A 23,144-nucleotide genomic window follows, 5' to 3' on the forward strand; every position below is an offset into this window, starting at 1 on the left:
CATGACCCGCCTGACCAGGGGGTTCACCACCGAGGGCTGAGTCTACCGGATACCACCGGGGGCACACAGCCGAGTATTCCCCCGCGCGCCCGGCGGGAAGGGGGCTCCCGTGCCCCTTGACCCTGACACCGTGTCAGCCCCGAACGTGGAGGTGTCATGTTCACCATCGGAGAGTTCGCCTCGATCGGGCGGGTGAGCGTGCGGATGCTCCGGCACTACGACCGGATCGGTCTGCTCGCCCCGGCCCGGGTCGACCCCGTGACCGGGTACCGGTTCTACGAGGTCGGGCAGCTGACGCGGCTGAGCCGCATCGTGCAGCTGCGCGGCTTCGGCCTGGGGCTGGAGGACATCGCGCGGATCGTGTGCGGTGACCCCGATCCTCGGCTGGAGCGGGAGATCCTGGAGGCGGCCGGGGAGAGCATCCGGCGGGAGATCGCCGAACGCCGCGCCCGGCTGGCGAGGGTCGAGGCCTACCTCCGGCGCAGGGAAGGGGTCCCCGCCATGTCCACGTCCGACACCATCACCGCCGAGCTGCGCCGGGTGGAGCCGCAGCGGATCGCCACGCTGACCCGCACGGCCCCCGGCCACGGGCCGGAGAACGTCGGCCCCGTGGTCGGCCCGATGTTCCCCGAGGCCGCCGGCGCCCTGGCGGCCGCCGGGGTCGGCGACCACGGCCCCGGGGTCGCGTTCTACGGCTACGACGAGTCCGCCGGGGACGGCATCACGGTCACCGCGGGCTTCGTGCTCCCCTCCCGGGTGGAGGGGGTGCCCGGGCTGGAGGTGTCCGAGCTGCCCGGCGGCGAGGCCGCCGTCACCACCCACCGGGGCGAGGTCGCCGGCATCGGGGAGACCTGGGCGGCGCTGGTCGACTGGGTGCGTGAGCAGGGCCTGGAGCTGGCCGGGGTCTGCCGGGAGGTGTACTGGACCCCCGGCGACCGCCCGCAGGAGGAGTGGGTGACCGACCTGGTGCAGCCGGTGCGCCGGGCACCGTAGGGAGTATCCGAAAGGCGTGGCCGGTGGCGGCCCAGTGCGCCCTACGACCGTCCGGGGCGGCGGCGCCGCGCCGGGCCGCCGCCGGGAAAACCGATGGTCGGCGCAGGTCCGGTGTGCGAGGCTGCCGGGCATGAACGACGCCCGTACCGACCTGTTGCAGCGCCAGTTCGACCTCACCTGGGGTCTGCTGGAGTACCACCTGGACCGCCTGGTCCCCGAGGAAGTCCTGTGGGAGCCCTCGCCCCTCTGCTGGACGATGCACCGCTCCGGGGACGGCTGGGTCCCCGACTGGGCCGACTCCGAGCCCGACCCGATCCCCGTCCCCACCATCGGCTGGGTGACCTGGCACATCGGCTGGTGGTGGGGCGTCACCCTGGACCACCTGTCCGGACGGGTCCCCCGGGACCGGGAGGCGGTGGCCTGGCCCGGCCCGGACGGTGTGGTGGAGTGGCTGTCCGCGCTGCGCGGCGAGTGGGCCGCCGTACTACCGACCGTGTCCCTCGACGCGCCCGCCCCCTTCCCGTGGCCCGAGGGCTCGGGGATGACGGTGGCAGACACGGCGGCGTGGGTCAACGCCGAGCTGATGAAGAACGCCGCTGAGCTGGGCCAGCTGCGGCTGCTGCGGGCGGCCTCCTCCGCGAAGCCGTAGGGCCGGCCGGGCCTCCTCAGCCCGTCCGCGGATTCGGCCTCGGGGTCTCGACCGCTTCCGGACCGCGGGAGGACACGCACGGCCGACGACCCGGCGCACCTTCCACCCTGCCCCGCCCCTACCACCCCCCGCCCGGCCGCCCCGGTCGTCGCCCCGCCGCCCCGCGCGCCGGCGACCGGGGCGGTCGGGCGCTCTCCGTGCACAGCACCCGCCCCGGGGCGGTACTCCCCGGGGCGCCCGCCGCCGTGCCCGGCCCCCAGGGCCCCCGGCCGAGGGCTCCGGGCTCCACCAGGGCGGACACCCGGTTCGGACGACCGTTCCGACCCCCGCCCGGCGGTGGCATTCGATTGCCTTATATGTCCATTTGCTACCCATATACACGAAAAGCCCAGATCCACCCCCGAAGACCCGACCCCACCACGGCCACGGGTCCCGTGATTATGGTTCACCTTTCAACTTCTTCATTCCCGAAAGGAATGAGGCACCCCCGCCCCCCATGGAGCCGCACCCCCTCCCCCACCAGCCCCCTCTACCAGAACCCCCACCAGCACGGGGATCCGCGAGAACCTCACCCATTTCCCAAATATGTGAAACACATCACAATTTGCCCTCGAGAAAACCCCAGGTGGCCACACCGGACCCACCCCTGAACACAGCGGACAAAGGACTAATGGCGGAGACCGATGGGACCCTTGTGCACTAAAGTCTTCTTCCCATGAGGGAAACAGCGGTACGCGACCCCGCGGACACCCTCGCCCGGCGACCCGACAACACCGAACTGGCCCGGGCCCTGTCCGCCCAACTCGGCCTTGACCTGGCGCCTCGCGAGTTCACGCTCGCCGACGGCGTCCGGGTCGGCGTCGACTGCGCCGACGGAGACCCGCCGAGCCTGCTGGTGCAGTGCTCGCCCTTCGCCGGCCAGGTGAAGTCGTCCCAGCGGAACAAGGTCATCGCCGACGCCTTCAAACTGTCCTGGATCCGGGACACGCACTTCCCCGAGGCGCGGGTGCTGCTGGTGCTGGGCGAACCCATGGCCCGGCTGTTCGGCCGGGGCGCCTGGCTGCCCAGCGCCTTCGCCACCCACCGGATCACCGTCGCCCTACTGGACGCGGACCTACGAGTACGCGTCCTCGATATCGGTACGTGACGGAGCCTTCATACAGAGTTAATACCGGCTCCCTAACGTCAACGTCTCAACCCGTCACACGACCCCCGCGGGCCGTCGATCCCCGATCTTCCACCCGCTCTCCAACCGCCAGCCCCCGGTTCGCCGTACCCGGGGAGCGACAGGAGGGTGCCCCCGTGGATTTCTCGACCGTGACAGCCGGACCGCCGTCCGGCCCCCCACTCCCCGACGCGGACTGAGCCGCCGTGCGCGTCTCCGACACGCCCCGGACCCGGACCGCCGCCCCGTGCCCGCACGTGCGCACCCAGGACGGGGAGCCGTCATGACACCTCTCTCGGACGGTCTCGGCATCCGCATCCGCGGCCTCACCAAGACCTACGACGGCGGCGACCCCGCCCACCCGGCCCTGCAGTCGGTGGACCTGGACATCGGGGTCCGCCGCTTCGTCAGCCTCATCGGCCCCAGCGGCTGCGGCAAGTCCACCCTGCTGCGGGTGATCGCCGGGCTGGAGGACCACGACTCCGGAGAGGTCTCGCTCTTCGGCTCCACCCCCAGCGCCCTGTGCGCCGCCAAGGGGGTGGGCCTGGTCCCGCAGACCCCGGCCCTGCTGCCCTGGCAGACCGTGCGCCGCAACATCGTCCTGCCCCGGCGGGTCAACCGCCGCGCCGGGGCCGACGGGGAGGACCCCGACGACCTGCTGCGGGCGGTGGGCCTGTCCGACGTGGCCCACCGGTACCCGCACGAGCTCTCCGGCGGCCAGCGCCAGCGGGTGGCCATCGCCCGCGCCTTCGGCCTGCGCCCCCGGCTGCTGCTCATGGACGAGCCCTTCTCGGCCCTGGACGAGTTCACCCGCGAGGCCCTGCGGTTGCAGCTCCTGGGCCTGTGGCAGCGCCGCGCGACGACGGTCGTCTTCGTCACCCACTCGGTGCGCGAGGCGGTCACCCTCTCCGACGAGGTCGTCGTCATGTCCGCCCGGCCCGGCCGCGTGCACGAGGTGCTGCCGATCGACCTGCCCCGCCCCCGGGACGCCGAGGTCGTGACCGGGCCGCGCATGCACGCCCTGGAGGACCGCGTCCGCGCCTCCCTTCAGTCCGCCTGGGAAAGCGGAGCCGCCCCCGACGACCTCGTCCGGCTATGAGCGAGAGCACCCAGATGACCGCGACCGCCCCCCTGCGCCACGCCCCCGACCGCCCCGGGCCGACGCCCGGCCCGGGCGCCGCTCCCGCCCGGCGCCGCGCCCGGCCGCGCGGCCCCCTGCACCCGGCCACCTGGATGCCCACGGCCTTCGTCGTGGTGCTGCTGGGCATGGGCTGGTCGGCGGTGGCCGCCGAGCACCCCTACATCCTGCCCCGGCTCGCCGACGTGGGGGCCACCCTGGCGGACCGGCCCGAGATCTTCCTCGCCAACGCCTGGAGCACCCTGTCCATCGCCCTGATCGGGGTGGCCTGCGGGGCGGGCACCGCGTTCGTCCTGGCCCTGCTCATGTCCGAGATCCCGGTGGTGCGGCGCGCCCTCATGCCGCTGGCCGTCGTCCTCAACGTGACCCCGGTGGTCGCGCTGGCGCCCGGGCTGGTGGTGGCGTTCGGGTTCGGCCTGGCCCCCAAGGTCATCGTCACCGCGATCATCACGTTCTTCCCCGTGCTGATCAACGTCGCCACCGGGCTGCGCGCGGTCCCCGAGCCCGTCCTGCACGTGTTCCGGACCCTGGACGCCTCCCGCCTGGAGGTGCTGTGGCGGCTGCGCATCCCCTACGGCCTGCCCTACACCCTGGCCGCGCTGCGCGTGGTCATGCCGCTGTCCATCGTGGGCGCCGTGGTCGCCGAGTTCGTGGCCGCGGGCAGCAGCGGCGGGCTCGGCACCCTGATCCGCACCTCCGCCTCCTCGGCGCAGCTCGACTCCGTCTACGCCGCGATCGCCTGCCTGGCCACCATGGGCGTGCTCATGCTGGCGCTGGTCTCGGCCGTCGAGCGCCGCGTGCTCTTCTGGCACGAGTCGCAGCGCACCCGCGCCTCCCGCCGCACCCGCGCCCCCCAGCGCACCGACACTTCCCGTCCCCGTAGATCCCACGTCGCACAACGAACGGAAGAGCCCCCCAGATGACCACCCCCACCACACCCCTGACCCGGTACCTCGGTGCCGCGGCCCTGGCGGCGTCCGTGCTGGCGACCGCCGCCTGCGGCGGCTCCGAGGCCGCGGCCGAGCCCCCCGCCGAGTCCGAACTCGCCATCAACGAGGAGCGGTGCTCCACCAACCGGGACGCCGGCACCATCACCTACATCTCCGGCTACTTCTACCAGGCCTCGGTGAGCCAGCTGGAGGTGTTCGCCGCCGAGAGCCTGGGCTTCTTCGACGCCGTCTGCCTGGACGTGGAGATCCAGGGCGGTGTCGGCGACATCATGGCCAACTCGCAGCTGGTGTCGGCGGGCACCGCCCACTTCACGCCGATCGCCAACGAGGCCGAGGTCGTCCAGGCCAACCAGGAGGACCACGACGTCATCGGCATCGCCACCTACGGGCACGTGCCGATCGCCTCCCTCCTGACCGGCCCCGACGTCGAGGACCTCAAGGAGCTGGAGGGCCAGACCATGGGCCGGCCCGGCATGCTGGCCGCCCCGCTGGAGGCGATGCTGAACGCCGCCGGGGTCGACGTGGAGTCCATCGAGCAGGTCGAGTCCGGGTACGACCCGAGCGTCCTGCCCCGGGACCAGGTGCAGGCGCTGACGGCCTTCCGCTCCAACGAGCCCCACCAGCTCGACGCCATGGGCGAGGAGTACCGGGAGTGGCTGCCCGAGGACTTCGGCGTGGTCGGCTCCTTCGGCGTGATGGCCACCAACCCGGAGTGGGCGGCGCAGAACCGGACCGTCGTCGAGGACTTCCTGCGGGCGATCGGCAAGGCGTTCGAGTACTGCGGTCAGGAGGAGAACGAGCGCGAGTGCGTGGAGTACGCCGCCGCGCTGGACCCGACCGGCGAGTTCGACGTCGACCACAACCTCCAGGTCTGGGCCTCCGAGAGCGAGCTGGTGCGCGCCTCCACCCCCGACGAGACCGCCGTCGGCTACATCGACCTGAACCTGACCGAGGCCGAGACGCAGAACCTGGTCGACAACGGCGTGCTCGATGACATGCCCGACCTGGAGCCCCTCTTCGAGCCGCACTACCTGGAGGCCGTGTACGTCGCCGGGAACGTGAGCTGGCCCGCCGAGGAGGAGAAGGAGTAGCGCTCCCGAGCAGTACCCCCCACACCACGGGGAACGGCCACGGGCACCGGGGCGACGGCCCCGGTGCCCCCCCTATTCATTCAGAGCGAGGGAACCGAGTTGTCAGAATCTGGCGGGACACCGGCCGCCGACACCGAGTACGGGATCTTCCTGCCCATCGGCAGCGGCGGGTGGATCGTCTCCGAGACCGCACCGCACCCGGAGGCGACCTACGCCTACAACCGCCGGGCCGCGGTCCTGGCCGAGCAGTACGGGCTGGACTTCATCATGTCCATGGGCAAGTGGCGCGGCTACGGCGGCGCCACCGACCACTGGGGCCGGACCCTGGAGTCCATCACGATGATGGCGGGCCTGGCCGAGGCCACCGAGCGGGTCAAGGTGTGGGCGACCGTCCACACCAACCTGTTCCACCCGGCGATCGCCGCGAAGATGTTCACCACCCTTCAGGAGATCGCGGGCGGCCGCGCCGGGATGAACATCGTCGTGGGCGCCTACGCCAAGGAGTTCGCCCAGATGGGCCTGTGGGACGAGTCCCTGGCCCACGGCGACCGCTACCGCTGGACCGAGGAGTGGACCTCGGTGCTGGAGCGGCTGTGGTCGGAGCAGGCGGTGGACCACGACGGCGAGTACTTCCGCCTGGACGACTGCCGGTCGCTGCCGCACCCCGCGACCCGGCCGACGCTGATCGCCGCGGGCCGCTCCGAGGCGGGCCTGGACTTCCAGTCCCGGCACTGCGACGGCTCGTTCCTCACCGCCCAGGACCTGCCGGGCCTGCGCGACGCCTGCCGGGACGTCAAGCTGCGCGCCGAGAAGCAGGGCCGGAGCATCCGCACCTACTCGATGCTGACGGTCGTCATGGCCGACACCGACGAGGAGGCCGAGGCCCGCAGGCTGGAGTACGGGCGCGGCGCGGACGTGGAGGCGCTGGTCAACATGAAGGTGTCCTGGGGGCTGCCGCAGGACAAGGCGCTGTCGCTGACCGCCGAGCGGCCCGAGGACGAGGCGTTCCAGACCCCGTTCGTCACCGGCTCCCCGCAGACCGTGGCGGAGCGCATCCGGGAGATCGTCGAGTTCGCCGGGCTGGACGGCCTGATGCTGATCTTCCCCGACTACCACACGGACCTGGCGGACTTCGGAGAGCGGGTGATGCCGCTCCTGCGCCCGGCCGGCGCCCGGGGGGAGGGGTGACCGCCGCCTCCCTCGTCGACACCGCGGGACACCGCCGCCCGGCGCCCGGACCGGCTGGGGAGGCGGCCGTGCTCGTCGTGGACACGCAGCGGGACTTCGCCGCCCCGGAGCGGCCGCCCCGGTCGGACGCGGGCGCCCGGGAGCGGATCGACGCCGCCCTGGCCGGGACCCGGCTGCTGGTCGACCGGGCCCGCGCGGCGGGGGTCCCCGTGGTGTGGACCCGCCTCGTGCAGGACCCGGACGAGCCGTGGGACTCCTCGCGGTGGCTGCGCGGTCTGGCGGACCTCCCGCCGGAGCGGGCGGCCGCCGAGGAGCCGTGCCTGGCGGGCACCCCGGGCCCGGAGTGGTTCGGGGCGGCACCGCTCGACGGCGAGGAGGTGGTGGACAAGCGCCGCTACTCGGCGTTCCACGGCACCGACCTGGTCCGCATGCTCTACTCCGCCGGGGTCTCCTGGCTGGTGGTGTGCGGGCTCACCACGGACTGCTGCGTCGACGCCACCGCCCGGGACGCCTTCCAGCACGGGTTCCGGGTGGTGGTGGCGGCCGACGCCGTCGGCACCTACGAGCAGGCCCGGCAGGACGCGGCGCTGGAGGGGCTGGCCCGGCACGCCGCGGTGGTGGCGACGGTCGACGCCGTCACCGGGCTGTGGCGGGCCGGGGGTTGACGCTCCCGGGCCCCGGGTAGTCACCCCGTGCGCTGCGGGAGGGGCCCGCGGCGCACGGGGGAGGGACCATGGGGGTCGAACGCGGCCTGGCAGGCCTGCGCCGGATCCTGGAGGGCATCGACTTTCCGGCGGACAAGGACCGCATCGTGGCCGCCGCGCTGGAGGCGGGCGGCGACGAGGAGGTCGTGAGCGCGCTGCGGGCGATGCCGCCCGCCGACTTCTACGAGGCGGAGGAGGTCCTGCGGGCGGTCCCGCTGCCCGAGGCCGAGCCGGGCTCGCACACCGAGTCCGCCCGCGCCCAGGAGCGCCCGCAGCGCTGAACACCGCGGCCGGGCTCCACCACCGGGTCCCGGCCGCTCCCCTGCGCGCCCGCCGTCCATCGGTGTCAGTCGTAGACGCCGGAGCGGTGCCCCACATGGACGACCCACACGATGAGCCGGTCGTGCTCCACGGTGTAGATGACCCGGTAGTCGCCCACTCTGAGGCGTCGCACCTCGGGAGAGCCGACCAGGGCCGTGGTGCCGAAGCCCAGAGGGTCGGCCTCCAGTTCGGTCAGTTTGCGGAACACGCTCATGGCCACGGTGCGGGGCAGCTTGCGCAGCTCCTCCCGGGCCTCGGGGCGGAAGATCGTCCTGTAGGTCACTCCGGCCCTTCCAGGATCTCCGCCATGACCTGCTCCATCGGGATACCGGGAGAGGGGTCGGCCATGCGCTCCCTGACGAGGCGCAGGATCTCCTGCTCCTCCAGCCGCTGGTAGCGGCGGAGCATCTCGATGGGGACCACGGCCGCGACCTCACGGCCTCTTCGGGTGATCACCGTCGGGGAGTCGTCTCTGTCGGCTCTGTCGACGACGTCGGCGATGTGGTCGCGCACCTGGCGAATGGTCTCCACCTGAACCTCGTTCATGGAACCGAAGGTACCATGTGTACCTTTGGTACACCGGGGATTCCGGCGGCTTCCCGGACCCTCCCCGGGGGTCCACTCCTGCGGGTGGCGGAGGATGGGGGGATGAACATCCCCGAGGCCGAGGTGGACATCACCCCCGGGCTGGTCCGGCGGCTGCTGGCCGACCAGCACCCGGACCTGGCCGGCCTCCCCCTCACGCCGGTCGCCAACGGGTGGGACAACACGATCCTGCGGCTGGGCGACGCGCTGGCCGTGCGCCTGCCGCGCCGGGAGCGGGCCGCCGCGCTCGCCCGCAACGAGCAGCGGTGGCTCGGGGCGATCGCCGCGCGCCTGGGCACCCCGGTGCCCGCGCCCGTGCGGGTCGGCGCCCCCGGGCGGGACTACCCCTGGCACTGGTCGGTCGTCCCCTGGTTCGAGGGGCGCACGGCCGCCGAGGTCCCCGTCGCCGGGCGGGACGTGCTGGCCGCGCCGCTGGCCGACTTCGTCGTCCGGCTGCACGTGCCCGCGCCCGCGGAGGCACCCGCCAACCCCTTCCGGGGCGTGCCGCTGGCCGCCCGGTCCGCCGGGTTCCACCGGCGGCTGGAGGCCGCGGACCCACCCCGCCGGGAGCTCCTGGCCGGGCTCTGGGACGGCCTGGCCGCCGCGCCCGTGTGGTCCGGCCCGCCGCTGTGGCTGCACGGCGACCTGCACCCCGCCAACCTCCTGGTGTCCCCGGACGGAAACGGACCGGCCGCGGTCCTCGACTTCGGCGACCTGACCGCCGGCGACCCGGCCACCGACCTGGCCGTCGCCTGGATGCTGTTCGGCCCCGCGGGCCGGGCCGCGTTCCGCGCCCGGGTGGACGCGGCGGGCACCGTCGACGCGCACGTGTGGGACCGGGCCCGCGCCTGGGCGCTGCTCTTCGGCGTCCTGCTGTCCGCCCACTCCGACGACGCCCCGACACTGGCGGCGATCGGCGCGCATACCCTGGACCAGGTCGTCCTGGAGGAGGACACCGCGGAGGTGGACCATGGCTGAACCCGGACGCACCCTCAAGTCCCTGCTGGACGCCCTCGACGAGTCCGTGCACGGCCTCATGGCGGCCCCGCGCGGCCTGGGCGCGGTGGTGCGCTCGGTCACGGTCGTCGACGACGCCGCACCGCTGCCCGTCGGCACGCTGGCGGTCGTCCCCGGCGAGGAGGCCGACGCCCTGGCCGACCGGAACCCCGAGGGCGTCGCGGCCGTGGCCGTCACCGGCGTCCCGGACGGGGGCGCGGAGCGGCTGCGGGCCCTGGGGCTGCCCGTGCTGTCCGTCGACCCCCGGCTGACCGGCAAGGAGTTCGCCGACCTGGTCCGCGCGGTCCTGGACACGCCCGGCGACGAGCCCCGGCACCGCGACCTGTTCTCCCTGGCACAGACGGTGGCCACGCTCACCGGCGGCCTGGTCAGCATCGAGGACTCCGCCGGGGCGGTCCTGGCCTACTCCGCAGCTGACGAGGGGGCCGACGAGCTCCGGAGGCGGACCATCCTGGGGCGCGGCTGCCCGGAGTCGTTCCTGGCGCACCTGCGGGCGTGGGGGGTCAACGAGCGCCTGGCCGCCGGAGAGGTGGTGGAGGTGGCCGAGCGCCCCGACCTGGGGGCCGAGCGCCGCCTGGTGGTGGGCGTCCTGGCCGGGGGCCGGATGCTGGGCAGCATCTGGGTGCAGATCGGCGACGCGCCCCGGCCCGCCGCGACCACCCGTGTCCTGCTCGGCGCCGCCCGGCTGGCGGCGACCCACCTGATGCGCACCCACGGCGCCCGCTCCGGCGGCGATCCCGCGGAGCTGGCGGTCGGGCTGCTCACCGGCGCGTTCGACACCGACGCCCTCGCCCGCCACCTGGGCGCCGACCCCGGCACCCCGGTGTCCGTGATCGCCCTGGCCCTGCGTGAGGAGGCCGGGCAGGGGGGCTGGCTGCTGGACCGGGCGACGGAGACCGCTTCGGTGTACGCCGCCTCCTACCGCAGCGACGCCCTGGTCATCCCGGCCTGCGGGCTGCTGTACCTGCTCATGCCCGCGCCGTCGGGGAACCCCGCCCCCGCCTCGTGGGTCCGCGACCTGGTCACGGCCCTGCGGCAGAACCTGGGCACCCCCGTGCAGGCCGCCCTGGCCGGGGTCGCCCCGCGGATGAGCGCCGTGCCCTCCCTGAAGAAGGTCGCCAGCCGCACCCTGGACGTGGTCCGGGACCGGCCGGAGCTGACCGTCACGTCCTTCGAGGAGGTCCGCTCCTCGGTCGTGCTGCGCGAGCTCATCGACGACCTCGCCGAGCGCCCGCACCTGCGCGACGTCCGCCTGGACGGCCTCGACGAGGAGCAGTGCCGCTCCCTGGCGGTGTACCTGGACACCTTCGGCGACGTCACCCGGGCCGCCGAGCTGCTGCACGTCCACCCCAACACTCTGCGCCACCGCATCCGCCGTATCCGTACCCTGACCGGGCTGGACCTGGACGACGCCGACCAGCGGCTGCTGGCGTCCCTGACGCTGCGCGCCCGCAGGTGAGGTGGAGATCCGGCCACCGCCGGATCTCCGACCGGTCACGGGGCGGGCGGCCGGACGCCCCGCGGGGCCCCGATTGTCGTTCCCGACACCGCCGGGGCCCTCATATCGTCCGTCCGCACAACGGTGATCCGTGCCACCGCGTTCTAGGCTCCGGCGTACTCGCGGTTCTCCCCGGGCCGCGGAACCCCATCTGACCAGGAGTGATCGGACATGAGCACGGAGACCGCGCGGCCCGGGCCGCCCAGGACGAAAGTCCTCGTCGCGAGTCTGACCGGAAGCACCATCGAGTGGTTCGACTTCTTCCTCTACGGGACCGCCTCGGCCCTCATCTTCAACAAGTTCTTCTTCCCGTCGGACGACCCGCTCGTCTCGCTGATGCTGTCGTACCTGACGTTCTCGCTGACGTTCTTCATCCGCCCGCTGGGCGGCGTGGTGTTCTCCCACATCGGGGACAAGATCGGCCGCAAGAAGACCCTGGTCATCACCCTGTCCCTGATGGGCGGGGCCACGATGCTCATCGGCCTGCTGCCGACCTACGAGACCATCGGCATCCTCGCGCCGATCCTGCTCATCCTCCTGCGCATCGTCCAGGGCCTGGGGATCGGCGGCGAGTGGGGCGGCGCGCTGCTGCTGGCCTACGAGTACGCGCCGGCGAACAAGCGCGGCCTGTTCGGCAGCGTCCCGCAGATGGGCATCACCCTGGGCATGCTGCTGGCCAGCCTGGCCCTGACCCTGATGTCCCTGCTGCCCGACGCCCAGTTCGAGGCCTGGGGCTGGCGGGTGCCGTTCGTGGCGAGCATCCTGCTGGTGCTGCTCGGCCTGTGGATCCGCGCCGGGATCGACGAGACCCCCTCCTTCCAGAAGGCCAAGGAGGAGGGCACCGTCGCCAAGCTGCCCGTCGTGGAGACCTTCCGCTACCACTGGCGCGCGGTGCTGGTGGCCGTGGGCGCCAAGGTCGTGGAAACCGCCCCCTTCTACATCTTCGGCACCTTCGTGGTGAGCTACGCCACGGGCACCCTGGACTTCGAGAACACCGAGGCCCTGAACGCGGTCACCGTCGGCGCGATCGTCGCCAGCGTGCTGATCCCGGTCTCGGGCGCCCTGTCGGACCGCTGGGGTCGCCAGCGCGTCTACCTGGCCGGCGCCGTCCTGCTGGCCCTGTTCATCGCCCCGTACTTCCTCATGCTGGGGACGGGCAGCACCGCCCTGCTGGTCCTGGCCACCGTCCTGGGTCTGGGCGTGTTCTGGCCGCCGGTGACCGCCACCATCGGCACCCTGTGCTCGGAGATCTTCTCCACCCAGGTCCGCTACACCGGCGTCACCCTCGGGTACCAGATCGGCGCCGCCCTGGCCGGCGGCACCGCCCCGCTGATCGCCACCTGGCTGCTGTCGAGGTACGACGACTCGTGGGTGCCGATCGCCGGGTACCTGGTGTTCACCGCGGTCATCTCGATCGTCGCCGTGTCGCTGGCCCGCAAGGCCTCCCGCGCCGAGCGGCACGAGGCCGCGCCGGCCGGCGACTGACCCACCAGGGCCCTCCGGGGCCCTCCCCGCCGCCCCGGGCCGGACGGACCCGGGGCGGCGGCGCGCTCAGTCCAGGGAGCGCACGAGTCCGGCGATCTCCTCGGGGACCTCGTAGGGGGCCAGGTGCCCCGCCCCCTCCAGCACGGTGACCTCGGAGTCCAGCAGCCGACGGGCGGGACCGTGCAGGCGGGCGGGCGAGTAGAAGGCGTCCTCGGAACCGGTGGCCACGACCACCGGGGTGTCCTCCCAGGGGCGCAGGCACTCCATCGGCAGCGGCCCCGGGGCCAGGCTGGTCCGGCAGTGGCGTCCGACCAGGGTCATCCACGGCGCCAGCGGGTGCACCGCCGTCCCCCGCGCCCTGGACGTGTACCCGGGCCCGCTCATGTAGTCGAGCAGGCGGGTGCTCTTGTCGTCGCGCGGCCCGATCATCCACGGCAGGGTGACCCGCATCAGGTCCGAGTTCACCGGCGCCGCCGTCAGGCCCGCCGGGCCGACCATCACGACGGCGCGGACCAGCTCGGAGGGTCTGGCGGAAAGCGCCACGGCGGCGCCCAGCGAGTGGGCGAGCACGGTCGCCGGGCGGCCGGTGAGCATCGGCAGGATCTCGTCGAACCAGGCGCCGTAGGCGGACGCCCGGCCCGAGCGGGGGCGCAGCCCCTCGCTGAGGCCGGGCTGCCCGGGCAGGTCGACCAGGGTGACCGCGCGGTCGCGGGCCAGGACCCTGGCCAGGTCCACCGAGGTCGCGGAGTTGAAGTTGGTGCCGCCGAGGAAGACGACCGGCGGGGCGTCCCCGCCCGGGGCGGTGAAGGCGCGGGTGGTGCCCAGGCCGGTGCCGAGCGGGGGCAGCGCGGTGAGCGCGGGCCAGGAGGCGAGCCGCTCCTCGCACCAGGTCCGGATCTCGCGGGCGCCGGTCTCGGAGCGGTAGACGTGCGTACCGTGGAGGTGTGTGTCGGGCATCGGACACCTGCTCGTTTCCGGATAAGAGTTGTGCCACCGCCGACCAGTCTTCCCGGCACACCGGCCGACAAGCGTACATGACGCCCCGGACACCGTTCATGAAAAACGGGCGTATATGCTCTGCATCGGACTTTCCCATCGTCCCCACAGAGCACGGGGCGTGAACCGTTGGTCCTAGGTGTGCCGGGAAGACTGGTCGGCGGTCCGACAGCCGACTCCAGAAAGCCGCCTATGAGCATCGACCCGCTGGCACACTCCACGTCCCGGACGCCCCTCGCACGACTCGCCGAAGCACTGCGCAGCGACACCGTCGGGGGCTTCCTCCTGATCGGTGCGGCGCTGGTCGCGATCATCTGGATCAACTCGCCCTTCGGCGGGGTCTACGAGAACCTGCGATCGGTGACCGTGGGACCCGAGTCCCTGCACCTGAACCTCTCGTTGGAGACCTGGGCGGCGGACGCCCTGCTCGCCGTCTTCTTCTTCGTCGTGGGCAACGAGCTCAAGCAGGAGTTCGTGAACGGCGAGCTGCGCAACCCGCGCCGCGCCATGCTGCCGATCATCGCAGCGGTCTGCGGCATGCTCGTGCCCGCCGCGATCTACGCGGCGATCAACTTCTCCTCCCCGGACACCCTCCACGGGTGGGGCATCCCGATGGCCACCGACATCGCCTTCGCGGTGGCCATCCTCGCGGTGATCGGCCGGCACCTGCCGCCCGCGCTGCGGACCTTCCTGCTGACCCTGGCGATCGTCGACGACCTGGGCGCCATCATCGTGATCGCGGTGTTCTACACCTCGGGCATCGACCTGCTCATGCTGGCCGCCGCCCTGGTCGGCCTGGTGGTCTTCGGGTACCTCCAGCGCGGCAAGGGCCTGGCCGCCGCGCTGAACGCCTCGCGGCTGCCCAACTGGGTGGTGTACGTGCCGCTGGCGGTGCTGATCTGGGTGCTGATGCACGAGAGCGGCGTCCACGCCACCATCGCCGGTGTGGCCATGGGCCTGCTGATGCGCACCAAGGCGCTGCCCGGTGAGGCGCACGACCCCAGCCACGGCGTGGAGCAGATCCTGCGGCCCTGGTCGGCGGGCCTGGCCCTGCCGATCTTCGCGTTCTTCTCCGCCGGCGTGGTCATCGACGGGATGGGCGCGATCGTCAGCGACCCGGCCTCCCTCGGCATCATCCTGGGCCTGGTCGTCGGCAAGACCGTCGGCATCGCGGGCGGCTCGTGGATCACCACCAAGGTGACCCGGGCCGAACTGAACCCGAGCCTGAAGTGGATCGACATCGTCGGCATGTCCCAGCTGGCCGGGATCGGGTTCACCGTGTCGCTGCTGATCAGCGAACTGACCTTCGCGGGCTCCCCCGAGCACCTGGCGCACGCCAAGACCGGTGTGCTGGCCGCCTCGCTGATCGCCACCGCGCTGGCGGCGGTCATCCTGGGGGCGCGGTCGCGGCACTACAAGGGCAGGATGGACGCCCTGGCCGAGCAGGAGCGCGGCGACCGGGGCTGAGGCCCCGGGGCGGGACGTCCCACCGTGTCCGGGCTCCGGCGGTCCTCCGCCGGGGCCCAACACATTTCCGACGGTTCCGATACCACATCCGGCGGTGCCATGTGACACACCGGAATCACCGGGACAGGGTGATTTCCGTGTGCTACGTTCTAGGAAGTTGCAGTCGTGAACCCCCGATGGAGTCATCTCTCGGGAGATCACCGCGGTGACGGGAAAATCGTCACACGCGGTTTTCTTCATTTCTTCGAACGAGAGGCATCCATATGGCGACCGGTACGGTCAAGTGGTTCAACTCCGAAAAGGGCTTCGGCTTCATCGAGCAGGACGGCGGCGGCCCCGACGTCTTCGCCCACTACTCGAACATCCAGGCCACGGGCTTCCGCGAGCTGGCCGAGGGCCAGGCCGTGCAGTTCGACGCCGTCGCCGGGGCCAAGGGCCCCCAGGCCGAGAACATCACCCTGATCTAGTCTGATCCTCAGGAGCGCGAGCTCCTCCAGCGACGGGGTCCGCCCTTCGGGCGCCGGACCCCGTCGCTCTTCTTTTTCCCAGGTTTTCTCCGGCCGGCTCTCCGGGCATCGTGCCCCGACCGGCCCCGCGCCCCGGCACATCCGCCGGACGAGCGCCCACTGTTTTCATTCGGCAGTCTCATTCATCCGGCGTACCCCGGTTTCCCCCTGCGAGGCCGCAAGGCCTCCCGCCCGGCGAACGCCGTCGGCGAAAGGCCACACATGAGTCATCCGTACCGCACCGGTACGAACACCCGCAGCCGCCCCGCCCGGGGGTACGGCCGGCAGCGCCCCCGCGCCGCCGCCCGCCCCCGCACCGGCGGCGGCGGGCCCTCCGGGGAGTTCGCCCTCCCCGTCACCGTCACCCCGGCGCTGCCGCCGGCGGAGTCCTTCGAGGCCCTGGACATGCCCGCGGCCCTGAAGCGGACCCTGGCCAAGCAGGGCCTGACCACCCCGTCCGAGATCCAGGCGGCGACCCTGCCCGACTCCCTGGCCGGACGCGACGTCCTGGGCCGGAGCCGGACCGGGTCCGGCAAGACCCTGGCCTTCGGCCTGGCCCTGCTCGCCGGCCTGGACGGGCGCACCGCCGAGCCCCGGCGCCCCCTGGCGGTCGTCCTGGCCCCGACCCGGGAGCTGGCCCAGCAGGTCGCCGACTCCCTGGACCCCTACGCGCGTTCGGTGGGGGTGCGCTCGGCCATCGTCGTGGGCGGCATGCCGATCCACCGCCAGGCCCGCGCCCTGCGCCAGGGCGTCCACCTGGTCGTCGCCACCCCGGGGCGGCTGCGCGACCTGATGGAGCGCGGCGACTGCGTGCTGGACAAGGTGGAGTCGGCGGTCCTGGACGAGGCCGACCAGATGACCGACATGGGCTTCATGCCGCAGGTCACCGCCATCCTCCAGGAGGTCCCGGCCGACGGGCGGCGCATGCTGTTCTCCGCCACCCTGGACCGCAACGTCGATACCCTGGTCCGCCGCTTCCTGAACGACCCGGTGGTCCACTCGGTCGACCTGTCCGAGGGCGCCGTCTCCACCATGGAGCACCACGTCGTGCACGTGTCGCCCACGGAGAAGAAGGACGTCGTGACCAGGATCGCCGCCCGCGAGGGCCGGGTGATCATGTTCCTGGACACCAAGCGCGCGGTGGACCGGATGGCCGACCACCTGCTGGCCAACGGGATCCTGGCCGCGCCCCTGCACGGCGGCCGCAGCCAGCCGCAGCGGACGCGCACCCTCGACCAGTTCAAGCGGGGCGACGTCACCGCGCTGATCGCGACCAACGTCGCGGCGCGCGGCATCCACGTGGACGGCCTGGACCTGGTGGTCAACATCGACCCGCCCACCGACCACAAGGACTACCTGCACCGGGGCGGGCGCACCGCCCGGGCCGGGGAGCGGGGCAACGTGGTCACGCTCGTGCTGCCCGGCCAGCGCCGCGACATGACCCGGCTGATGGGCCGGGCGCGGATCGAGCCGCGCACCCTGGGCGGGGGCGCGAACGCCGCCGACCTGGCCGAGGTGACCGGGGCCCGCGAGCCCTCGGGCGTCCCGGTCACGGTGCGGTCCCCGGAGCCCCGCGAGCCGCGGCGCGACCGGGCCCCGCGCGGGCGGCGCCGCCCGCGCCGCTGACCGTGACCCGAACGGGCCCCGCGACCTCGTCGCGGGGCCCGTTCCGTGTCCGGAGCCGTTCCGTATCCGGGGCCGTTCCGTGCCCGGGGGTCGTCCCATGTCCGGGGACCGTCCCGTGTTCGGAGGCCGTTCCGTGCCCAGGGGTCGTCCCGTGTCCAGGGGCGTTCCGTGTTCGGAGGCCGTCCCGTGTCCAGGTCCCGTCCCATGTCCGAGGACCGTCCCGTGTCCAGAGCCGTCCCGTGCCCAGGGCCCGTTCCGTGCCCGGGGACCGCTCCGGGTCCGGCCCGGAGGGGGCGGTGGGAACGGCTCCGCGTCCGCCCGGCCCCTCTCGGCGGCCGGGGCGGGGAGCACCGGCCCGGCCCGCGGGGACCGCGCGCGGCGCCGCCCCCGCCTCAGTCCCGGGACGCCTCCAGGTAGGCGCGCCAGCCGCCGTACCCGCTGATGTCCCGCGCCCCCTCGGCCGCGACCGCCTCGCAGCCGAACCCCACCACCGTGCGCCCGTCGGCGAGGGTGACCGCGCCCAGGGCCATCGGCGCGGGCAGCGCCGCCAGGAAGGCCCCCAGCGCCGCCGGGGACAGCTTCCACACCTCGCAGGCCACCGCGGTCCCGCCGGAGGCGACCCGTTGCAGCCCCGGCTTGGGCGGGGTCGTGGGCAGGGCGACCATCCGGTACTCCGGCGCGGTCGCGGTGGCCTCCACGAACCGGGCGCCCGCCCCGGTGAGCTGGTGGTGCAGCGGCTGTCCGCGCAGGTGGGCGCCGAACACCGCCAGTTCCACGCCCGCGCCCGGGTGCAGCTCCCCCGGGTCCTGCCCGGTGAGCGCTCCGGCCAGGTCCAGGGCCACCTGGTCCTCGAACGCCCGGGCGATGAGGCTCACCCCGAACGGGCGGCCCTCCGCCTCCCCGGCCGGGACCGCGACCGCCGCCAGGTCCAGCAGGTTGACGAAGTTGGTGTAGGTGCCCAGCCGGGAGTTCACCCCCACCGGGTCCGCGGCCACCTCCGCCAGGGTGGGGTGCCCGACCGTGGTCGGCAGCAGCAGGGCGTCGGACCCGTCGAGGATCCCCGCCGCCGTCGCCCGGTAGGCGGCCAGGCGCTGCTGGTCCGCCGCCAGCCGGTGCGCGGGGAGGTCCTCCGCGGCCAGGATGATGCCCGCCACGGTGGGGTCGGCTCCCTCCGGGTGCGCCCTGAGGAAGTCCCCGACGGCCGCGTACCGCTCGGCGACCAGCGCGCCGTCGTAGAGCAGCCGGGCCGCCTCCAGCAGCGGGGCGACGTCCACCTCGGCGACCTCCGCGCCGGTCTTCTCCAGTACGGCCGCGGCCGCCGCGAAGGCCTCCCGCTCCGCCTCCGACAGCGGTTCCAGGCCCTCCGGGGACGGCACCGCCACCCGGCCCGCCCCGCGCGGGGCCAGGCGCACGTCGGCGGGCACCGGCCGGGAGTAGGGGTCGTCCTCCGCCGGGGACGACATCACCGCCACCGCCGCCCGGGCGGTGCCCAGGTCGCGGGCGAACACGGTGACGCAGTCGTAGGGCCGGGCCGCCGGGACCACCCCCGAGGCCGGGACCAGGCCCAGGGTGGGCTTGATCCCGACGATGCCGTTGAGGGCGGCGGGCACCCGCCCCGAGCCGGCGGTGTCCGTGCCCAGGGCGAGGTCCGCGATCCCCAGGGCGACCGCCACCGCCGAACCCGAGCTGGAGCCGCCCGAGATCCGCTCCGGGTCGGCGGCCCCGCGCACCGCGCCGTAGGGGCTGCGGGTGCCCACCAGGCCGGTGGCGAACTGGTCGAGGTTGGTCTTGCCCAGGACCAGGGCCCCGGCCCCGGCCAGCCTCCGCACCGCGGGCGCGCTCTCCTGCGGTGTGTACGCGAACCCCGGGTGGGCCGCTGTGGTGGGCAGCCCCGCCGCGTCGATGTTGTCCTTGACCGCCAGCAGCAGCCCGGCCAGCGGGAGGTCCTCCCCCGCCGCCAGCCGCTCCTCCAGGAGCGCGGCGTCGGCCAGCACCTCGGGTTCGGGGCGCAGGGAGATCCAGACCTCGGGGCGGTCGGCCTCGGCGATCCGCCGGTAGGCGGCGCGGACACGGTCGGTGGGTCGGTGCATCAGGCGGTCTCTCCTTGCGTGATGACGGCCAGGGCGCTCCCCGGGTCGAGGTGCTGGCCCGGGGTGACGAGGATGTCGGAGATCGTTCCCGCTCTGGGCGCGCGCACCACGACCTCCAGCTTCATCGCCTCCAGGCGGACGACCGGCTGGCCCTCCTCGACGGTGTCGCCCGGCCGGACGTCCACCTTCCACACGGAGGCGGCCAGCGGCGCCTCCACCACGGCGGCGCCCGGCGGCGTCTCCAGCGCCAGGGGGGCGACCGGCTCGGGTTCGGGTCGGTCGTCGAACTCCCCGGACGCCTCCCAGGCCAGGCGCTCGGCCTCGAACGCGGCGGCCTGGCGGGCCCGGAAGGCGGCGATGGAGCCGGCGTTGTCGGCCAGGAAGCGCTCGTGGTCGGCGAGGACGAACTCCCCGTCCTCGATCTCGAGCCCGTGGCTCCCGGCGAGCAGGTCGGCCCGCAGGTCCAGCAGCTCCTCGTGGCCGACCGGGTACCACCGGATCCGGTCGAAGAACCGCAGCAGCCAGGGCACGCCCGGCTCGAACGGCCCGTACTGGCCCAGCCCCGACCAGATGGGGACGGTGCGGCCGATCAGCTGGTAGCCGCCGGGGCTCTCCATGCCGTACACGCACAGGTAGGCGCCGCCGATGCCGACCCCGGCCTCGGGGGTCCAGGTGCGGGCCGGGTTGTACTTGGTGGTGACCAGCCGGTGGCGGGGGTCCAGCGGGGTGGCCGCGGGTGCGCCCAGGTAGACGTCGCCCAGGCCGAGCACCAGGTAGGAGGCGTCGAAGACGATGTCGCGCACCCGGTCGACCGAGTCCAGGCCGTTGATGCGGCGGATGAACTCGATGTTGTCGGGGTTCCAGGGGGCGTCGTCGCGCACGGCGGTGCCGTAGCGGGCGATGGCCTCGTGGATGGACGGGTCGTCGAAGGACAGCGGCAGGTTCAGGGTGCGGCTGGGCACCCTCAGGTCGGCGGCGGACGGCAGGTCCCGCTCGACCTCCCGCAGCAGGCCCAGCAGGGTGCGCAGCGGCAGGCGCTCGGGGTCGGTGTGCAGGTGCAGGGAGCGCACGCCCGGGGTGATGTCGACGATCCCCTCGGTCCCCGCCTCCTCCAGGGCGGTCATCAGGGCGTGGACGCGCATGCGCAGCCCCAGGTCGAGGGCCATCGGCCCGTACTCGACGAGGATGTTGTCGTGCCCGCCGCGCCGGTAGACGACCTCCGGGGAGTCCGCCCCGGCGGGGACGCGGCCCAGGACGCCGTCGTCGCCGTCGCCGCCGCCACCGCGCAGCAGCGGCGCCGCGGCGGGCTCGGTGTGCAGGCGCTCGGCGGCGGCCTCGGTGACCGGGTGGAACCGGACGGTGTCGCCGGGGCGGAGCTGGCCGACCTTCCACCGGGAGCCGGAGACCACGGTGACCGGGCACACGAACCCGCCCAGGCTGGGGCCGTCCGGTCCGAGCAGCACCGGGGTGTCGCCGGACAGGTTGACGGCGCCGACGGAGTAGGCGGTGTCGTGCACGTTGGAGGGGTGCAGGCCCGCCTCGCCGCCGTCCAGCCGGGCCCAGCCCTGCTTGGGGCCGGACAGGCGCACGCCGTTGCGCGCCGACTGGGGGTGGACCCGCCAGGCGGTGGCGTAGAACGCGTCCATGCCCTCCCGGGTGAGGAACTCGGGGGCGGCGTGCGGCCCCTCGGACACCTCGATGTCCCAGTGCGCCCCGCCCTCGGTGGGGACGGGCGGGGCGGGCCGCTCCGCCGCGGGGACGGGGGCGGGTTCCGGGGCCCCCTCCGCGACCGGCGCGGGGCGCAGCACGTCGCCCGGCAGGAGCGCGCGGCCGCTGTGGCCGCCGTAGCCGCCGGTCGTGAACGTGGAGGCGCTGCCCAGGTACTCGGGCACGTCCAGGCCGCCGCGCACCAGCACGTAGGTGCGCATGCCCGGGCCGCGGGCGGGGCCGACGTCGAGCAGGCCGCCCGCCGGGACCTCCACCGGCTCCCACTGGGCGGCCGGGACCCCGTCCACGGTGACCTCGGCGGGGGCGCCCGTGACGCAGACGGTGGCGGCGTGCGAGAACCGCAGGGCCGGGCCCTCGATGGTGCACTCCAGGCCGGGCGCGCCCTCGGGGTTGCCCAGGGCGCGGTTGCCCAGCCGCAGGGCGAGGTCGTCCATGGCGCCCGACGGGGGGACGCCCACCTGCCAGTAGCCGGTGCGGCCGGGGAAGTCCTGGACGGTGGTGAGGGTCCCGGCGCGCTCCACCTCGATCCGCGGCTCGGGGTCGCCCACCCCCGCGCAGGTCGCGGTGGTGTGGCCGACCGCGCGCACGTCCGGGTGGGCGGCCAGGGCGCGCAGCAGCCCCAGGTTGGTCTGGACCCCGTCCACGCGGGTGTCCGCCAGGGCGGCGGCCAGCCGGTCCCAGGCCTGCCGCCGGTCACCGCCGCGCACGATGACCTTGGCCAGCAGCGGGTCGTAGTCGCCGGTCACCCGGCGCCCGGTGGCGGCCCAGCCGTCCACGCGGACGCCCTCGGGGAACTCCACCCGCGTGAGCAGGCCCGGGCTGGGACGGAAGTCGTGGGCGGGGTCCTCCGCGTACACGCGCGCCTCGACGGCGTGCCCGGTGCGGACCGGGCCCTCGTCGGGGACGCCGGCGAGCACGTCCTCGCCGCGGGCCTGGCGCAGCATCCACGCCACCAGGTCGACGCCGGTGATCTCCTCGGTGATCGGGTGCTCCACCTGGAGCCGGGTGTTGACCTCCAGGAAGGACGCCTCGCCGCGGTCGACGTCGTAGACGAACTCCACGGTCCCGGCGCTGCGGTAGGACACCCCCGCGCACAGTTCGCGGGCGGTGCGGTGCAGCTCGTCGCGGACGCGGTCGGTCAGGCCCGGGGCGGGCGCCTCCTCCACGACCTTCTGGTTGCGGCGCTGGAGGGTGCAGTCGCGGTCCCCCAGGGTGACCACGCGGCCGTGCCCGTCCCCGAACACCTGGACCTCGATGTGCCGGGCCCGGGAGACGAAGCGCTCCAGGAACACCCCGCCCCCGCCGAAGTGGGTGCGGGCCGTCCGCTCCACCTGCTCGAAGGCGGCGCGCAGCCCGGCCTCGTCGTCGCACGGCCGCAGGCCGATGCCGCCGCCCCCGGAGGTGGCCTTGAGGATGACCGGGTAGCCGATCCGTTCGGCGGCGGCCACCGCGGCGTCGGCGTCGGGCAGGGTGTCGCTGCCCGCGACCATGGGCAGTCCGGCCGCGGCGGCGGCCTTGCGGGCGGTGTGCTTGTCGCCGAACCGCTCCAGGTGGTCCGGGGACGGGCCGACGAAGACCAGGCCCGCCTCCTCCACCGCGCGGGCGAAGGCGGCGTTCTCGGACAGGAACCCGTAGCCGGGGTGGATCGCCCCGGCCCCGGTGTCGGCGGCCGCCCTCAGGACGCGTTCGGCGTCGAGGTAGCTCCGGGCGGCCGGGGCGGGCCCCAGGCGGACCGCCTCGTCGGCCAGCCGGGTGTGCGCGGCGCCGGCGTCGGCGTCGGAGTACACGGCGACGGTGCGCAGCCCCAGGGCACGGGCGGATCGGATGATGCGGCAGGCGATCTCGCCGCGGTTGGCGACGAGCACGGAATCGAACACGCTGGCTCTCCTTGGTCCGGGTTCGGTGGGCCGGTCGGCGGCGCCGGGTGGGCGCCCTGTGCGGGCGGGG

At 74.0% G+C, this 23,144-nt stretch carries 20 protein-coding genes; 15 read left to right on the plus strand and 5 right to left on the minus strand.

The features are described from left to right. The first annotated feature begins 156 nt into the window (after window positions 1–156). The 9 genes from K1J57_RS07520 to K1J57_RS07560 all read left to right on the plus strand — a co-directional run bounded on the left by K1J57_RS07520 (window position 157) and on the right by K1J57_RS07560 (window position 8,159). Window positions 157–993: a MerR family transcriptional regulator gene (locus K1J57_RS07520; protein ID WP_220563733.1), complete on the plus strand. Its 837-nt coding sequence runs from the start codon at window positions 157–159 to the stop codon at window positions 991–993. Window positions 994–1,123: 130 nt separating this feature from the next. Beyond that, window positions 1,124–1,642 carry a DinB family protein gene (locus K1J57_RS07525; protein ID WP_220563734.1) on the plus strand — a complete coding sequence of 173 codons (519 nt, stop codon included), beginning with the start codon at window positions 1,124–1,126 and terminating at the stop codon, window positions 1,640–1,642. A gap of 715 nt (window positions 1,643–2,357) precedes the next feature. After that, complete coding sequence (locus tag K1J57_RS07530; protein ID WP_220563735.1) at window positions 2,358–2,789, plus strand: hypothetical protein; 432 nt, start codon at window positions 2,358–2,360, stop codon at window positions 2,787–2,789. 301 nt (window positions 2,790–3,090) lie between these two features. Continuing rightward, complete coding sequence (locus K1J57_RS07535; RefSeq protein WP_220563736.1) at window positions 3,091–3,906, plus strand: ABC transporter ATP-binding protein; 816 nt, start codon at window positions 3,091–3,093, stop codon at window positions 3,904–3,906. Between the two features lie 14 nt (window positions 3,907–3,920). Further along, window positions 3,921–4,868: an ABC transporter permease gene (locus tag K1J57_RS07540; RefSeq protein WP_220565395.1), complete on the plus strand. Its 948-nt coding sequence runs from the start codon at window positions 3,921–3,923 to the stop codon at window positions 4,866–4,868. Further along, a complete protein-coding gene (locus K1J57_RS07545) occupies window positions 4,865–5,986 on the plus strand; it encodes an ABC transporter substrate-binding protein (protein ID WP_220563737.1) in 1,122 nt (373 codons plus the stop codon). The genes K1J57_RS07540 and K1J57_RS07545 overlap by 4 nt, the downstream gene beginning before the upstream one ends. Window positions 5,987–6,085: 99 nt before the next feature. Continuing rightward, window positions 6,086–7,174: an LLM class flavin-dependent oxidoreductase gene (locus K1J57_RS07550; RefSeq protein ID WP_220563738.1), complete on the plus strand. Its 1,089-nt coding sequence runs from the start codon at window positions 6,086–6,088 to the stop codon at window positions 7,172–7,174. Next, a complete protein-coding gene (locus tag K1J57_RS07555; RefSeq protein ID WP_220563739.1) occupies window positions 7,171–7,839 on the plus strand; it encodes a cysteine hydrolase family protein in 669 nt (222 codons plus the stop codon). The genes K1J57_RS07550 and K1J57_RS07555 overlap by 4 nt, the downstream gene beginning before the upstream one ends. A 68-nt stretch (window positions 7,840–7,907) precedes the next feature. Further along, window positions 7,908–8,159: a DUF2795 domain-containing protein gene (locus tag K1J57_RS07560; protein WP_220563740.1), complete on the plus strand. Its 252-nt coding sequence runs from the start codon at window positions 7,908–7,910 to the stop codon at window positions 8,157–8,159. A 65-nt stretch (window positions 8,160–8,224) separates the two neighbouring features. Here the strand turns inward: K1J57_RS07560 and K1J57_RS07565 are convergent, their stop codons facing one another. Beyond that, window positions 8,225–8,482, minus strand: a complete 258-nt coding sequence (locus tag K1J57_RS07565) for a type II toxin-antitoxin system RelE/ParE family toxin (RefSeq protein WP_220563741.1) — start codon at window positions 8,480–8,482, stop codon at window positions 8,225–8,227. Next, window positions 8,479–8,745 carry a type II toxin-antitoxin system prevent-host-death family antitoxin gene (locus K1J57_RS07570; protein ID WP_220563742.1) on the minus strand — a complete coding sequence of 89 codons (267 nt, stop codon included), beginning with the start codon at window positions 8,743–8,745 and terminating at the stop codon, window positions 8,479–8,481. The genes K1J57_RS07565 and K1J57_RS07570 overlap by 4 nt, the downstream gene beginning before the upstream one ends. 102 nt (window positions 8,746–8,847) lie before the next feature. On the opposite strand from K1J57_RS07570, the gene K1J57_RS07575 reads away from it, so the two are divergent. The 3 genes from K1J57_RS07575 (at window position 8,848) to K1J57_RS07585 (ending at window position 12,784) form a co-directional block, all read left to right on the plus strand. Continuing rightward, the gene (locus K1J57_RS07575; protein WP_220563743.1) at window positions 8,848–9,762 is read left to right on the plus strand and encodes an aminoglycoside phosphotransferase family protein; all 915 of its coding nucleotides are present in this window, start codon (window positions 8,848–8,850) and stop codon (window positions 9,760–9,762) included. After that, a complete protein-coding gene (locus tag K1J57_RS07580; protein ID WP_220563744.1) occupies window positions 9,755–11,260 on the plus strand; it encodes a CdaR family transcriptional regulator in 1,506 nt (501 codons plus the stop codon). The genes K1J57_RS07575 and K1J57_RS07580 overlap by 8 nt, the downstream gene beginning before the upstream one ends. A gap of 210 nt (window positions 11,261–11,470) precedes the next feature. Beyond that, entirely contained in the window at window positions 11,471–12,784 is a 1,314-nt protein-coding gene (locus tag K1J57_RS07585) for an MFS transporter (RefSeq protein WP_220563745.1), read from the plus strand. A 66-nt stretch (window positions 12,785–12,850) separates the two neighbouring features. Here K1J57_RS07585 and K1J57_RS07590 read toward each other — a convergent pair whose 3' ends face one another. Beyond that, window positions 12,851–13,741 carry an alpha/beta fold hydrolase gene (locus tag K1J57_RS07590; RefSeq protein ID WP_220563746.1) on the minus strand — a complete coding sequence of 297 codons (891 nt, stop codon included), beginning with the start codon at window positions 13,739–13,741 and terminating at the stop codon, window positions 12,851–12,853. A 231-nt stretch (window positions 13,742–13,972) separates the two neighbouring features. Here K1J57_RS07590 and nhaA point away from each other — a divergent pair, with 231 nt between their 5' ends. The 3 genes from nhaA (at window position 13,973) to K1J57_RS07605 (ending at window position 17,379) form a co-directional block, all read left to right on the plus strand. After that, window positions 13,973–15,247 (plus strand): Na+/H+ antiporter NhaA, encoded by a 1,275-nt coding sequence (gene nhaA, locus K1J57_RS07595; protein ID WP_220563747.1) that lies wholly within the window; start codon window positions 13,973–13,975, stop codon window positions 15,245–15,247. A 263-nt stretch (window positions 15,248–15,510) separates the two neighbouring features. Next, the gene (locus K1J57_RS07600) at window positions 15,511–15,714 is read left to right on the plus strand and encodes a cold-shock protein (protein ID WP_220563748.1); all 204 of its coding nucleotides are present in this window, start codon (window positions 15,511–15,513) and stop codon (window positions 15,712–15,714) included. Between the two features lie 261 nt (window positions 15,715–15,975). Beyond that, a complete protein-coding gene (locus K1J57_RS07605) occupies window positions 15,976–17,379 on the plus strand; it encodes a DEAD/DEAH box helicase (protein WP_220563749.1) in 1,404 nt (467 codons plus the stop codon). A 392-nt stretch (window positions 17,380–17,771) separates the two neighbouring features. On the opposite strand, the gene atzF is transcribed toward K1J57_RS07605, so the two are convergent. Continuing rightward, window positions 17,772–19,469, minus strand: coding sequence for an allophanate hydrolase (gene atzF / locus K1J57_RS07610; protein ID WP_220563750.1), 1,698 nt, complete (start codon window positions 19,467–19,469; stop codon window positions 17,772–17,774). Beyond that, window positions 19,469–23,074, minus strand: coding sequence for an urea carboxylase (uca, locus tag K1J57_RS07615; protein WP_220563751.1), 3,606 nt, complete (start codon window positions 23,072–23,074; stop codon window positions 19,469–19,471). Before uca ends, atzF begins: the two co-directional genes overlap by 1 nt. Window positions 23,075–23,144: the final 70 nt, after the last annotated feature.

This window comes from Nocardiopsis sp. MT53 (assembly GCF_019598965.1).
Lineage (GTDB): Bacteria > Actinomycetota > Actinomycetes > Streptosporangiales > Streptosporangiaceae > Nocardiopsis > Nocardiopsis changdeensis.